Consider the following 13621-nt stretch of genomic DNA (forward strand, 5'->3'; position numbering starts at 1 on the left):
AGCTTCGGTGTGAGGGCGTTGGCGTTGTTACGCCGAGGGTGGGGGGTTTTCGGGTTCTCGGGGCGGTGGGGGGTGCCGTCCGGCAGCATCGTTTTCTGTGTTGAGCTCCCAGGCGTTGCGCGCTCATCTTCTCGCTGTCCGGCTGGCCGGGAGTGTGGCTACCTCGCGGGAGGAGAGCCTTCGGAGCTACCGGCTGTTCGCGGCTCGTGATCCTCGGGTTTTGATCGGGATTGATCCTGAAAAGACCTGGGGTGAGCGAGATGTGATCGAGTTGATGGCGAAGAAGTGCGGGGTTTCGGCCGATCCAGGGCATAGATCTGGTCATGATGTGATTGATCCGGAGCTGACCCTGGACGCCCTGGACGCCTTCGCGGAGCGGCTCGCCGCCGCGGCCGGACGCGGCGCGCCCGTGCTGTTCGGTACCGGGCACCCGCATCGGCTGCTGGGGTTCTACGCCGCTTTGGCGGACGCGTTGTCGACGGCGGGATGTACTGTCCTCACCCCGGCGCAGGGTCACCGTGTCGACATAACGACCCGGTTCGGTCTACGCACGTACAACCTTGACTACGTACGAGGAGTCGGGTTGGTGCGGGAACCCGAGGAGCCGAGCTCCGGTGGTGCGACCGGCGCACACACGCATTCGCCCCTCCCGGTTCGTACCGTGCTGGAGGCCGCCGCCGAGGCCGGCGGGCCGCTTCCCGAGCTGGTCGTCGGGGATCACGGATGGGTCTGCGGAGCAGGTCAGCTGGGGTTTGAGGCCATGGGGCTGGCGGATACCGACGACCCCGCGCTGTTCGTGGGGCAGGCCGAGGGGGCCGTGTCCGTCGTCGTTCCACTTGATGACGCCGTGCGGTCCGCTTACTACCGGCCGCTTACCCGCTACGTACTCAATCGAGCGTGTCTGTCACAGTAGGCCGCCGATGGGTGCACCTCTTCCCCACTTGCATCACCCGCCCCTACATTGGGGAGTGAGCACGCAGCGACGAAGAGTCACCGGAAGGGGAAGCCGGTGACCGTCGAGTGCGGAAGGTTCAGGTGTGACATGGCTGCTGAGCAGAGGCCTCTGAGCGAGGTTCAGTTCCTTACCGTGGCGGAAGTCGCCTCGGTGATGCGAGTGTCGAAGATGACCGTGTACCGCTTGGTGCACAGCGGTCATCTGCCTGCGATCCGGGTGGGGCGGTCCTTCCGCGTCCCCGAGAACGCGGTTCACGAGTACCTCCGCGAGAGCTATGTGGGGGTGGAAACCGCCTGACGACGATGGTCCGGGGGGATCCTCAGGGCAAGGTCAAGGATCACCCCGGCCCCTCGATTACGACCTCAGCGCTCGGACGGGTAGGCTAGCCCCTCGTAGGTCGTGTGGGCCCATGGCGCCCAAACACCGAGTGATGAGAAGTGAGCGAGGGTAGTCGTGGGCTCTGTTATCAAGAAGCGGCGCAAGCGGATGGCCAAGAAGAAGCACCGCAAGCTGCTCAAGCGCACGCGCGTTCAGCGCCGCAACAAGAAGTAGTAGGCAGCGGCAAGGATTGCGTGACGCCGCGGAAGTGGCGTGTCTGTGGCCCCCCACCATCGGTGGGGGGCCACACGCGTGTCCGGGAACCCGGGTCGTGCGTTGTGTGCGTAGGCACGTCATCCACATGGCTCGGTCTGTTCGTACGTCTGTGGATGCTGTCACTTCACGCAGTGGGCGGTCATCACAGCGCAACAACAAAACGCTAAGTTGGCCGCACACGGGGAACGCGGCAGGCTACGAGTGCCGGATGGGCTGGAAGGAAGGCGCTGATCTTGGGCAAGGTCGTGCTCGTGACCGGAGTGGCCCGTCAACTGGGGGGCCGGTTCGTACGACGGATCCAGCGTGACCCACAGGTGGACCGGGTCATCGCCGTGGACGCGGTGCCGCCCGAGCACCACCTGGGCGGTGCCGACTTCATCCAGGCCGACCTGCGTCAGCCCACCATCGCGCGGGTGCTCGCGCAGACGGCCGCCGACACGGTCGTCCACCTGGACGTGACCGGGACCGCGCTCGGCAGCGGCAGCCGGACCTCGGTCAAGGAGACCAACGTCATCGGCACCATGCAGCTGCTGGGTGCCTGTCAGAAGTCGCCGACGGTCAAGCGGCTCGTGGTGAAGTCCAGTACGAACGTCTACGGGTCCGCGCCCCGGGACCCCGCCGTGTTCACCGAGACCACTCCGGCCAAGTCGCTGCCCAGCGGCGGGTTCGCCAAGGACACCGTCGAGGTCGAGGGCTATGTGCGCGGGTTCGCCCGGCGGCGGCCCGACGTCGCCGTGTGCGTGCTGAGGTTCGCCAACATCCTCGGTCCGACCGCGGACACCCCGCTCGCCGCGTACTTCTCGCTGCCCGTCCTGCCGACCGTGCTGGGCTATGACCCGCGGTTGCAGTTCGTGCACGAGGACGACGTGATCGAGGTGCTGCGGATCGCCTCGCACGAGCCGGCGCGGGGCACCCTGAACAGCGGCACCTTCAACATCGCCGGTGACGGGGTCCTGCTGCTGTCGCAGTGCTCCCGCAGGCTCGGCCGGCCCACCGTGCCGTTGCTGCTGCCTGCCGTCACCTGGGCGGGCTCCCTGGTGCGTACGCTGGGCATGACGGACTTCTCGCCCGAGCAGATCCGGCTGCTGACCCATGGCCGGGTCGTGTCGACGACCCAGATGCGGGAGACGCTCGGGTTCCAGCCGAAGTACACGACGGCGGAGACCTTCGCGGACTTCGCGCGCAGCCGCGGGCCCGGGCTTCTGCCGCCCGAGAACGTGGCCGCGGCCGTCGACCGGATCGCCGCGGCCGTCGCGGGCGGCGGCCACCCCCCGACGCAGAGCGCCAACTGAGGAGCGCATCAACGATGGCGGACGCCAAGGTCATTCCGTTCGACGACGACCGGTCCCGCGGGAACAGCGCCGCGCAGCGGCCGCCGCGGCGCCGGAGTGCGGGCAACCGGCGCAAGGGCACGGAGTCCTCGCTGGTCCGGGAGGTCCAGCCCCTGCCGGGCAGGCCGTCGACGCAGGATGATGTTCCTGTGACCGGTGAGGAACAGCTGCCCGAGAAGCCGCGGGACGAGAGCGGGCCCGGCGGCCTGGAGCGGCGTGTCGCGGGCGGCCTCGCCTTTCTGCGCCGACGCCTCACCGGTGACTACGAGGTCGACGACTTCGGCTACGACGAGGAGCTGACCGACCAGGTCCTGATGTCGCTGCTGCGCCCGGTGTACGAGAAGTACTTCCGGGTCGAGGTGAAGGGCGTCGAGAACATCCCGGCCGAGGGCGGCGCGCTGATCGTGGCGAACCACTCGGGCACCCTGCCGATGGACGGGCTGATGATGCAGGTCGCCGTCCACGACCACCATCCCGACAACCGTCATCTGCGCCTGCTCGCCGCGGACCTCGTCTTCATGCTGCCGGTGGTCAACGAACTGGCCCGCAAGCTGGGGCACACGCTGGCCTGTGCCGAGGACGCCGAGCGGCTGCTGGCGCAGGGCGAACTCGTCGGGGTGATGCCGGAGGGCTTCAAGGGCATCGGCAAGCCCTTCAGCGAGCGCTACAAGCTCCAGCGCTTCGGCCGGGGCGGGTTCGTGTCCACGGCGCTGCGGCAGGGGGCGCCGATCATCCCCTGCTCGATCGTCGGGGCCGAGGAGATCTACCCGATGATCGGCAACGCCAAGACCCTGGCCCGGGTGCTGGGCTTCCCGTACTTCCCGCTCACGCCGACCTTTCCGTGGCTCGGCCCGCTCGGCGCGATCCCGTTGCCGACCAAGTGGACCATCCAGTTCGGCGAGGCGATCCCGACGGACGGCTATCCGCCGGAGGCCGCCGAGGACCCGATGCTGATGTTCAACCTGACCGACCAGGTCCGCGAACAGATCCAGCACACCCTGTACAAGCTGCTGGTGCAGCGCCGGTCGGTGTTCTTCTAGCGCCTGCTCAGCACGGCGACGGGGGCGCCCCTCTCAGGAGGGGCGCCCCCGTCGCCGTGGGGACGACTACTGGGCGTCCCCGCCGTCGATGCCCAGGCCGGGCAGGAGGTCCGGGAGCAGGGGCGGGACGGTGACGTCCGGTTCCGTGATGGGCGGGTTGCTGGTGGACGGGGCGGTGCTGCCGGTGTCCTTGGGCGGGTCGAGCAGGCCGCCGGTGTTGCCGTCGAGCAGTCCGTCGTCCTCGCTGCCGGTGCCGGCCGAGGTGCTGGGGCCCTGGCCCTTGCTGCCGGTGCCACCGCTGTCGGACGGCCGGCCGCCGTCATCGCTGGGTGCGGTGGAACGGCCGGAACCGGTCGATGTGTCGGAGGACGCCGGTCCGGAGTCCTGGCGCCGCCGGTCGCCGCTGTCGCCCGGGGCCGGGGGCTGCGGCAGGAGGGACTGCAGCGGAGCGACCTCCTCGTCTATGGCGTCGAAGACCGACGACACCTGCTGACTGACGTCACCGAGCTGCACGGGCAGCCTGTCGCGCAGCGCGCCCCAGGCGTCGCGGTGCGAGCGCGAGAAGGCGTCCAGTGCCTGGATGGGACCGAGGGACTGGGGGTCGCGCTGGTAGGCCGCGGTCAGCAGCCGGTGGCCCTCCGAGGCGTCGTGCTGCATGCCGGACAGGGCGCGGCGGATCTCGCCGAGGGACTCGTGGTCGAGGTGGCCGCCACGGCCGCGCTCCATCAGCCGACGGGCCTCGTTCAGGCGGGTGGAGGCCTGGTCGAGGTAGGCGACACCGCGTTCGTCGTCCCCGTCGGACAGGTAGCTCAGCTTGAAGTCCTCGATGCCCCGCTTCAGGCCATAGAGCGAGTCGCCGGGCAGGGCGTCGGAGCTGGCCGCGGCGACACCGCCGAAGGCGCCGGCGGCGACGCCGACGCTGAGTCCGCCCGCCGCGAGCCCCTTGGTCAGGCGGGACCGCGGCCGGAGCCTGCCCAGCGGGCTCGCCCGGTGGGCGCCCCGCGCCCGAGAGGAACGCTGTTCGGGTACGGAAGGATCCGTCGCCCTGCCTCCCGGTGCCGTGCCCTCCAGCAGCATGGCCTCCATGGCGGCCACGAGCTGGGCCCGCTGGACGACCTTGACCTCAGGGTCCAGCTGCGGTTTGGGCAGCTCGCCCAGACCCACCGCGAGGGCCGTCAGCCGGCCCGGCCCGGTCCGTTCCGCGGCAGCCGGGGGATCCTCGGACTGCTCGGCCGCCGTGCCCCGGTCGGACTGCTCCTCCAAGGCCAGGGCGAAGGCGTTCGCCCGCCGGTGCGCCGATACGTTCGCGATCACGGGCGGCACCTCCTCTCGTCAAGACGTTCGACTCCCCAGGGGGTCCTGAGGGTTGCACGCCCTGACCAAAGGCACACGATCGAGTGATCGAAGTCGGCCAGGGAGTGACCACAGGGAGCCTGCATCCCGCACAACGAGTGGCGCGGCGCTTGGGTTACGGACGGCGGATGATCGGATCGGGAAGTCAACGGACTTTCACTGACTGCGAGTTGGCTGTTACCGAACGTGCGCCGTCAGCGGGCGTCGTCCGGGAGGAGCCGGGCGAGGGTGCGGACGGCCCGGTACTGGAGGGTCTTGATCGCCCCCTCGTTCTTGCCCATCACGTGGGCGGTCTCGGCCACCGAGAGACCCTGGAGGAACCGGAGGGTCACGCACTCCTGCTGCTGGGGGTTGAGCCGTCGTACGGCGTCCAGGAGCGCGGCGTTCGAGAGGGACTCCAGGACGGAGTCCTCGGGGGAGCGCGCGACCTCGTTGGCGTCGAGCATCTCACCGGTGGTCACTTCGAGCCGGAAGCGGCTGGACTTGAAGTGGTCGGCGACGAGGTTGCGGGCGATCGTCACCAGCCAGGCGCCGAAGTCGCGGCCCTGCCAGGTGAAGGTGCCGATGCGGCGCAGGGCGCGCAGGAACGTCTCGCTGGTCAGGTCCTCGGCGGTCGCCTTGCCTCCCACTCGGTAGTAGATGTACCGGTACACGGTGTCGCTGTACTGGTCGTAGAGACGGCCGAAGGCGTCGGCCTCGCCGGCCTGGGCGCGTTCCACCAGGTCCATCATGCGGGCGCTGTCGCTGTCGGCGGCGGGTCGGCGGGCGGGGGCGGCACCGGTCGAACGCCCTCGTCTGCCGACGGCGGCGCTGCCGTCGGCGAGCGCGTAGCACGGGCCGACGGGGGTGGTGGCAACGGCGAGGGCGGGGACGGCGTACGCGGTGGGGACGAAGCCGCGCAACAGGTCCAGGACCGTTGCGCGGAGCGTAGCCAGGCCCGAGGCGTCAACCCCGACGTGTGGGTACACGGGACTCCCAGAGGCAGAGCTTCCATCACGAGCAGTGCGGAACCGTTCACCCGTCGTAGCGACGGAAGGGGATCCGGATTGCGTCTGAGGAGAATAACGCTTAGTGCAGGCGCTGCTACACGCAGTTGCTCAAATCACCGATTACGTCGCTTCGGTAGCCGATTGGCGCCCGATCGAGTACCGGAGAGTGACCGATTGTTGATCGAAACGGTTCGCGTTTCGGCTTGGCCGGGGCGTGTTGTGGCCGTGTGCAGCCAACGTGACTGGACAGGGCGGTCATGGGTCGCGACCTGCGGATTGGCCGGGCCGCGGGGGCCGTGACCTGATGTGACGCCTGTTGTCAGCGGCGGCGCTTGTGCAGGGCGATCGCCGCCGCCGTGCCGCCCGCCACCGCGCCCACGCCCGCCGCCGCCGGGATGCCGACCTTCGCCGCCTTGCGGCCCGTGCGGTAGTCCCGCAGGCGCCACTCCAGCCGGCGGGCGTGCTTGCGGAGCTTGCTGTCCGGGTTGATGGCGTAGGGGTGGCCGACCAGGGAGAGCATCGGGATGTCGTTGTGCGAGTCGCTGTACGCCGCGCAGCGCGACAGGTCCAGGCCCTCCGCCGCGGCCAGGGCGCGCACCGCCTCCGCCTTCGCCGGGCCGTGCAGGGGCTCGCCGACCAGCTTGCCCGTGTAGACGCCGTCCACCGACTCGGCGACCGTGCCCAGGGCGCCCGTCAGGCCGAGGCGGCGGGCGATCACCGTGGCGATCTCCACCGGGGCGGCTGTGACCAGCCACACCTTCTGGCCCGCATCCAGGTGGGCCTGGGCGAGGGCCCGGGTGCCCGGCCAGATGCGCTCGGCCATGTACTCGTCGTAGATCTCCTCGCCGATCGACATCAGCTCGGAGACGCGGTGGCCCTGGACGATCGACAGCGCGGAGTCCCGGGCCTCCTGCATGTGCTCCGGGTCCTCGACGCCGGCCAGCCGGAACCACGCCTGCTGCCAGGCGAACCGGGCCAGGTCGCGGGTCTCGAAGAACTTCCGCTTGTGCAGGCCCCGCCCGAAGTGGAACAGGGCGGCGCCCTGCATCACGGTGTTGTCGAGGTCGAAGAAGGCGGCGGCGTGCGCGTCGCCGTGCACCGGGAACTGCGGTTCCACGGTGGAGATGTCCTGCGTGGACTTGCGTGCTGCCTCCGCCGAGGCCTCGCCTGCCAGCACACTGCGCGCCGTGGCGGAGCGCCTACGGGGGGTGAGCCATCCGAGAGCGGCCATGGCGTGAGCATAGCCAGTTTGTTCGGTGGTTCCGGAGTGGAGAGGTTTGGAGGCTGTGAACTCTCCGCGACTGTGCCGTTGAAGAAGCGGGACAATGGCGGGCATGAGTCCCCTCTTCCGCCGGACGGGTCGCGACCCGCAGGACCGGCTCGTGACGCTCGTCCGCAAGCCCGGCTGTCACCTCTGTGACGACGCGCAGATCGTCGTCGAGAAGGTGTGCGCCGAGCTCGGGGTCCCCTGGGAGCAGAAGGACATCACTCAGGACCCTCGACTGCACGACCAGTACTGGGAGCAGATCCCCGTCGTCCTCGTGGATGGGGAACAGCACACTTTTTGGCGCGTGAACGAGGATCGCCTTCGCAAAGCGTTGACTTAGGATCGACGACGAACTGGTCTCGGGGGCGGCGATCGTGGAGGAGAGTGTGCGGTTTTGCCCCCAAGAGAAGAGGAACGGTGGAGCGTGCGCGCCGGTTCCCCGGCCGCGCGCCGGGGGCGCGTGACCCCGGTCACGTTGGCCGGGCAAATCGGACACCATCTTTGTGCACGCGTTCACAAAGACATAGCCTGCTTTCGACGGGGCGGTCCGGGGACGTGTGACCGCCTGAAGCCCCGCTCTACCCGCAGGAGCACCGTGGCAACTGGCCGAACTCACCGACCGGCGACCCGTAGCCGAGGGATTCCCGAGGCCACCGTCGCCCGGCTTCCGCTGTACCTCCGCGCGCTGACCGCACTGTCGGAGCGCTCGGTGCCCACGGTCTCCTCCGAGGAGCTCGCGGCCGCCGCGGGGGTCAACTCCGCGAAGCTGCGCAAGGACTTCTCGTACCTCGGCTCCTACGGGACGCGCGGTGTGGGGTACGACGTCGAGTATCTCGTCTACCAGATCTCCCGCGAACTCGGCCTGACCCAGGACTGGCCGGTAGTGATCGTCGGCATCGGCAACCTCGGCGCCGCGCTGGCCAACTACGGCGGGTTCGCCTCCCGTGGATTCCGGGTCGCCGCGCTGATCGACGCCGATCCCACGATGGCCGGGAAGCCGGTCGCCGGGATCCCCGTCCAGCACACGGACGAGCTGGAAAAAATCATTTCGACCAACGGCGTGTCGATCGGGGTCATCGCCACGCCCGCCGGTGCCGCCCAGCAGGTCTGCGACCGGCTAGTGGCCGCCGGGGTCACCTCCATCCTGAACTTCGCGCCGACCGTGCTGACCGTGCCGGACGGCGTCGACGTGCGCAAGGTCGACCTCTCCATCGAGCTGCAGATCCTCGCCTTCCACGAGCAGCGCAAGGCCGGCGAGGAGGCCGCCGCGGCCGCCGACGGCGCCCTTCCGACCGTCGCCGCCCGCACGAAGTCCTCCGACAAGGGACCCGACGGGGACGTCCCCGCCGTGATGCCGGCATGAGCCTCCTCGTCGTCGGGCTGAGCCATCGCAGCGCCCCGGTCAGCGTGCTGGAGCGGGCCGCGCTGCACGCCGACGCCCAGATCAAGCTGCTCCAGGACACGGTCGCCGCCGAACCGGCCGCCGAGGCCGCGGTGCTCGCCACCTGCAACCGCATCGAGCTGTACGCCGACGTGGACAAGTTCCACGCCGGTGTCGCCGAGCTGTCCACGCTGCTCGCCCAGCACAGCGGCGTCGGGCTCGAGGAGCTCACTCCCTATCTCTACGTGCACTACGAGGACCGGGCCGTCCACCACCTCTTCTCGGTGGCCTGCGGGCTCGACTCGATGGTCGTCGGCGAGGGCCAGATCCTCGGCCAGATCAAGGACTCCCTCGCCAAGGCGCAGGTGCTGCACACCGCCGGGCGCCTGCTGAACGACCTGTTCCAGCAGGCACTGCGCGTCGGCAAGCGCGCCCACTCCGAGACCGGCATCGACCGCGCCGGACAGTCGCTGGTCAGCTTCGGCCTGGAGCAGCTGTCGTCCGGGGCGTCGGTCGCGGCATGGGCCCGCGGCAAGAAGGCGCTGGTCATCGGCGCCGGCTCGATGTCCTCGCTGGCCGCGGCCACGCTCGCGCGGGCCGGGGTCGCCGAGATCGTCGTGGCCAACCGGACGCCGGACCGCGCCGAGCGCCTCGCCCAGATACTGACCGAGGGCGAGGACACGGACGTGTCGGCCCGCGCGGTCCCGATGGAATCGGTGCCGGTCGAGCTGACACGTGCCGATGTCACCGTCTCCTGCACCGGCGCGACGGGCCTGGTCCTGACCGCCGAGACGGTCGCCGCGGCGATGGCGCGGCGCACCGGGGACGGCGGCGGATCCGACACGGCGGGCACGCCGGGTGCGGGACCCGACGCCACCGGATCCGGCCGCGGGGCCGTCCCGGCCGCCGGGCGTGGCGAGCTGCCGCCCACCGGCCTCGGGGCCGAGGAGGGCTGTCCGCTCGATCTTCCGGCCGTGCAGGCGACCGCCGGTTTCTCCGTGCTCGGCGAGGCCGCCGTGGCCGGGATGGCCGCCTCCGAGCTGGAACAGCACGCCGCCTGGGTGGACAACGGCGTCACGCGCCAGACCTCCGCCGCGGCGGGCGCGGTCACGGTGCTCGACCCGGCCCTGGAGACGGACGCCATCGCCGCGCTCGCCGCCGCCGTGACCGCCGTCGGCCGGGTGCCCGAGCGGCGCAGGCCCGAGCCGGTCGCCGAGATCCCGCGGCCCGAGCCCACATTCTTCCTGCTCGACCTCGCCATGCCGCGCGACATCGACGCGGCCGCGCACCGGCTGACCGGGGTGCGGCTGGTGGACATCGAGTCGCTGGCGGAAGCCTCCGCCGACGCCCCGATGGCGGCCGACGTCGACCAGGTCCGCCGTATCGTCGCCGACGAGGTCGCGGCGTTCGGGGCGGCGCAGCGGGCCGCGCACATCACGCCGACCGTGGTCGCCCTGCGCACCATGGCCGCCGATGTCGTCGCGAACGAGATCGCCCGGCTCGACGGGCGGCTGCCCGGGCTGGACGACAAGCAGCGCGGGGAGATCACCCAGACCGTCAAGCGCGTGGTCGACAAGTTGCTGCACGCGCCGACCGTCCGGGTCAAGCAGCTCGCGGCCGAGCCCGGCGGCGCCGGGTACGCGGACGCGCTGCGGACCCTGTTCGACCTGGACCCCGAGACGGTGGCCGCCGTGTCCCGGGCCGACCGCGCCGACGATGAACCTGAGAACAGCAAGAACCGAGGGCCGGCATGAGTAGCAAGGCATTGAGGCTCGGGACCAGGCGGAGCAAACTCGCCATGGCCCAGTCCGGACAGGTGGCGGACACCGTGAGCCGGGTGACCGGACGGCCCGTGGAGCTCGTCGAGATCACCACCTACGGGGACACCTCCCGAGAGCACCTCGCGCAGATCGGCGGCACGGGCGTCTTCGTGACCGCGCTGCGCGAAGCGCTGCTGCTCGGAGAGATCGACTTCGCGGTTCATTCGCTGAAGGACCTGCCGACCGGGCAGCCCGAGGAGCTGGCGCTGGCCGCCGTCCCCGTCCGCGAGGACCCGCGGGACGTGATCGTCGCCAGGGACGCGCGGAAGTTCACGGACCTGCCGCGCGGGGCGCGGATCGGCACGGGTTCCCCGCGCCGGACGGCCCAGCTGAACGCGTACGCACGCGGCCACGGGCTGGACATCGAGACGGTGCCCATCCGTGGGAACGTCGACACCCGCATCCGGTACGTCCGGGACGGTGAGCTGGACGCCGTCGTCCTGGCCGCCGCCGGACTGAGCCGGATCGGCCGGATCGACGAGGTGACCGACTTCCTGTCGGTCGACACGGTTCTGCCCGCCCCCGGCCAGGGGGCACTCGCGATCGAATGTGCCGCGGACAACGCGGACCTGATCGCCGCGCTCGGCGAGCTCGACGACCCGGTCACCCGGGTCGCCGTGACCGCCGAACGGTCACTGCTCGCCGCCCTGGAGGCCGGCTGCAGCGCCCCTGTGGGCGCGCTGGCCGACCTCTTGGGGGACGGGCACGTTGTCAAGGAAATGCGCCTGCGCGGCGTCGTCGGCACGACCGACGGCACGCGCATGGTGCAGCTGTCCACCACCGGTCCCGTGCCCGAGACGTACGACCAGGCAATGGCGCTCGGTCGCGAACTCGCTGCCGAGATGCTTGCCCAGGGCGCGGCCGGTCTGATGGGGGAGCGAGCACTGTGAGCCCCACCGCCCTTTTCACCGGTCCCGACCACGGGCACGTCACCTTCCTGGGTGCCGGACCCGGAGATCCGGGACTACTTACTCTGCGCGCCGTCGAGGCGCTGGCGAACGCGGACGTCCTCGTCGCCGGGCACGAGGTGCTCGACGTCGTCCGTACGCATGCCAGGTCCGGTGTCGCCGTGGTGAACACGGACGCGGATGCCTCGATGGATCTTGCATCCGGCCCGAATCCGGCCACGGGCGCGCCTCAACTGACGGTTGTTGACGGCTCGTCAACGACCGCCGGCGTCCCCGCCGTGCGGGATGCCGCACATCTTGTCATGGAGGCCGCGCGGGGCGGCAGGCGGGTCGTACGTGCGGTGTCCGGGGACCCCGGACTCGACGCGTACGCCGCCGAGGAGATGCTGGCGTGCGCCGCCGCGGGGGTGCCTTTCGAGGTCGTGCCCGGGGTGGCCGCGGCCGTGGGCGTCGCCGCCTACGCCGGTGTGCCGCTGCGGGACGCCGAAGGCGCGGACGTCCGGTTCGTGGACGCCCGTACCGCCTCCGACCGGTGCTGGACGGAGGTGGGGGCGTCCGACGGGACCGTCGTCGTGTCGGCGACCCTGGAGACCGTCGGCGCCGCCGCCGGGGAACTGGTGTCCGCCGGACGCAAGCCGGACACGCCGCTGACGGTCACCGTCGCCGGTACGACGACCCGGCAGCGGACCTGGAGCGCGACCCTGGGGACCATCGCCCAGACGCTGAAGCAGGCCAAGGTGCTGCCCTCGCCGGAGGGCGGGCGGCCGGTGATAGCCGTGGTCGGTGAGCGGGTGGCCGCGGCTCAGCGTGATCAGCTGTCGTGGTTCGAGTCCAAGCCGCTGTTCGGCTGGAAGGTGCTCGTGCCGCGCACGAAGGAGCAGGCGGCCTCGCTCTCCGACCAGCTGCGGTCCTACGGGGCCGTGCCGCACGAGGTGCCGACCATCGCGGTCGAACCGCCGCGGACGCCCCAGCAGATGGAGCGGGCGGTCAAGGGCCTGGTGACCGGGCGGTACGAGTGGATCGCCTTCACGTCGGTCAACGCGGTGAAGGCCGTCCGGGAGAAGTTCGAGGAGTACGGGCTCGACGCGCGGGCCTTCGCCGGCATCAAGGTCGCGGCGGTGGGCGAACAGACCGCGAAGGCGCTGATCGCCTTCGGCGTGAAGCCCGACCTCGTGCCGAGCGGGGAGCAGTCGGCGGCCGGACTGCTGGAGGACTGGCCCCCGTACGACCCGGTCTTCGACCCGATCGACCGGGTGTTCCTGCCGCGCGCCGACATCGCCACCGAGACGCTGGTGGCGGGGCTGATCGAGCTCGGGTGGGAGGTCGACGACGTCACCGCCTACCGGACCGTGCGGGCGTCGCCGCCGCCGGCCGAGACCCGGGAGGCGATCAAGGGCGGCGGGTTCGACGCCGTGCTGTTCACCTCGTCGAGCACGGTGCGGAACCTGGTGGGTATCGCCGGCAAGCCGCACAACGTGACGGTCATCGCGTGTATCGGGCCCGCCACGGCGAAGACCGCAGAGGAGCACGGGTTGCGGGTGGATGTGATGGCTCCGGAGCCGTCCGTGCACAAGCTGGCCGAGGCGCTGGCCGACTTCGGGCTGCGGCGGAGAGCCGCCGCGCTGGAGGCAGGGGATCCGGTGACCCGGCCGAGTGAACGGCGGCCGGGGGCTCGGCGGAGGCGTACGACTACCTGATCCTCGGGCGGCGGGCGGCGGGCGGCGGGCGGCGGTTGGCGGCTGGCCGCCTGGCGGTTGTTGCCGGGTGAGGGTCGGTGTCGGCTGCTGCGGGTGTCGGGCGGCTGGGGTTGGTATTCGGCGGGTGTCGGGTGCCTTGCTGGCTGTCGTGCCTGTGGGTGTCGGGTGCCTGCTGGCTGTCGGTGTCTGTGGGTGTCGGGTGCCTGCTGGTTGCTGGTTGCTGGTTGCTGGTTGCTGGTTGGTTGTGTCGCGGGTTGCCGGCGGCCGGGGTTCGGGTACTCGGCGG

General features: G+C 70.8%; 13 protein-coding genes. 10 read left to right on the forward strand and 3 right to left on the reverse strand.

The genetic code is table 11. The features are described 5' to 3' along the window. Positions 1-97 precede the first annotated feature (97 nt). The 5 genes from QQS16_RS23770 (at position 98) to QQS16_RS23790 (ending at position 3920) form a co-directional block, all read left to right on the forward strand. Positions 98-913 (forward strand): phosphatase, encoded by an 816-nt coding sequence (locus QQS16_RS23770; protein WP_286063869.1) that lies wholly within the window; start codon positions 98-100, stop codon positions 911-913. A 129-nt stretch (positions 914-1042) separates the two neighbouring features. Beyond that, positions 1043-1252, forward strand: a complete 210-nt coding sequence (locus tag QQS16_RS23775) for a helix-turn-helix domain-containing protein (RefSeq protein ID WP_016437488.1) — start codon at positions 1043-1045, stop codon at positions 1250-1252. Positions 1253-1408: 156 nt separating this feature from the next. Next, complete coding sequence (locus QQS16_RS23780; protein WP_003948845.1) at positions 1409-1507, forward strand: 30S ribosomal protein bS22; 99 nt, start codon at positions 1409-1411, stop codon at positions 1505-1507. A gap of 275 nt (positions 1508-1782) precedes the next feature. After that, positions 1783-2841 carry an NAD-dependent epimerase/dehydratase family protein gene (locus tag QQS16_RS23785; protein ID WP_286063873.1) on the forward strand — a complete coding sequence of 353 codons (1059 nt, stop codon included), beginning with the start codon at positions 1783-1785 and terminating at the stop codon, positions 2839-2841. 14 nt (positions 2842-2855) lie between these two features. Further along, the gene (locus QQS16_RS23790; RefSeq protein WP_286063874.1) at positions 2856-3920 is read left to right on the forward strand and encodes a lysophospholipid acyltransferase family protein; all 1065 of its coding nucleotides are present in this window, start codon (positions 2856-2858) and stop codon (positions 3918-3920) included. Positions 3921-3986: 66 nt separating this feature from the next. On the opposite strand, the gene QQS16_RS23795 is transcribed toward QQS16_RS23790, so the two are convergent. The 3 genes from QQS16_RS23795 to QQS16_RS23805 all read right to left on the reverse strand — a co-directional run bounded on the left by QQS16_RS23795 (position 3987) and on the right by QQS16_RS23805 (position 7493). Next, entirely contained in the window at positions 3987-5234 is a 1248-nt protein-coding gene (locus tag QQS16_RS23795; RefSeq protein ID WP_286063875.1) for a DUF5667 domain-containing protein, read from the reverse strand. 233 nt (positions 5235-5467) lie between these two features. Beyond that, positions 5468-6241, reverse strand: a complete 774-nt coding sequence (locus tag QQS16_RS23800; RefSeq protein ID WP_286063876.1) for an ECF subfamily RNA polymerase sigma factor, BldN family — start codon at positions 6239-6241, stop codon at positions 5468-5470. 340 nt (positions 6242-6581) lie between these two features. Then, positions 6582-7493, reverse strand: a complete 912-nt coding sequence (locus QQS16_RS23805; protein WP_286063877.1) for an HAD family hydrolase — start codon at positions 7491-7493, stop codon at positions 6582-6584. Positions 7494-7587: 94 nt separating this feature from the next. Between QQS16_RS23805 and QQS16_RS23810 the strand changes: the two genes are divergently transcribed. The 5 genes from QQS16_RS23810 (at position 7588) to QQS16_RS23830 (ending at position 13335) form a co-directional block, all read left to right on the forward strand. Next, positions 7588-7869, forward strand: a complete 282-nt coding sequence (locus QQS16_RS23810; protein ID WP_286063878.1) for a glutaredoxin family protein — start codon at positions 7588-7590, stop codon at positions 7867-7869. 255 nt (positions 7870-8124) lie between these two features. Next, positions 8125-8892 carry a redox-sensing transcriptional repressor Rex gene (locus tag QQS16_RS23815; RefSeq protein WP_286063879.1) on the forward strand — a complete coding sequence of 256 codons (768 nt, stop codon included), beginning with the start codon at positions 8125-8127 and terminating at the stop codon, positions 8890-8892. Continuing rightward, complete coding sequence (locus QQS16_RS23820; RefSeq protein WP_286063881.1) at positions 8889-10664, forward strand: glutamyl-tRNA reductase; 1776 nt, start codon at positions 8889-8891, stop codon at positions 10662-10664. The genes QQS16_RS23815 and QQS16_RS23820 overlap by 4 nt, the downstream gene beginning before the upstream one ends. Next, the gene (gene hemC, locus QQS16_RS23825; RefSeq protein ID WP_286063883.1) at positions 10661-11620 is read left to right on the forward strand and encodes a hydroxymethylbilane synthase; all 960 of its coding nucleotides are present in this window, start codon (positions 10661-10663) and stop codon (positions 11618-11620) included. Before QQS16_RS23820 ends, hemC begins: the two co-directional genes overlap by 4 nt. Beyond that, entirely contained in the window at positions 11617-13335 is a 1719-nt protein-coding gene (locus tag QQS16_RS23830) for a bifunctional uroporphyrinogen-III C-methyltransferase/uroporphyrinogen-III synthase (RefSeq protein ID WP_286063884.1), read from the forward strand. Before hemC ends, QQS16_RS23830 begins: the two co-directional genes overlap by 4 nt. The last annotated feature ends 286 nt before the right edge of the window (positions 13336-13621 follow it).

This window comes from Streptomyces sp. ALI-76-A (assembly GCF_030287445.1).
In the GTDB taxonomy this organism is placed as follows: domain Bacteria; phylum Actinomycetota; class Actinomycetes; order Streptomycetales; family Streptomycetaceae; genus Streptomyces.

Coding starts and splice junctions, on each gene's coding strand:
- QQS16_RS23810 (WP_286063878.1), top strand. CDS start 7,588: ATGGCGGGCATGAGTCCCCTCTTCCGCCGGACGGGTCGCGACCCGCAG.
- QQS16_RS23775 (WP_016437488.1), top strand. CDS start 1,043: ATGGCTGCTGAGCAGAGGCCTCTGAGCGAGGTTCAGTTCCTTACCGTG.
- QQS16_RS23790 (WP_286063874.1), top strand. CDS start 2,856: ATGGCGGACGCCAAGGTCATTCCGTTCGACGACGACCGGTCCCGCGGG.
- hemC (WP_286063883.1), top strand. CDS start 10,661: ATGAGTAGCAAGGCATTGAGGCTCGGGACCAGGCGGAGCAAACTCGCC.
- QQS16_RS23820 (WP_286063881.1), top strand. CDS start 8,889: ATGAGCCTCCTCGTCGTCGGGCTGAGCCATCGCAGCGCCCCGGTCAGC.
- QQS16_RS23805 (WP_286063877.1), bottom strand. CDS start 7,493: ATGGCCGCTCTCGGATGGCTCACCCCCCGTAGGCGCTCCGCCACGGCG.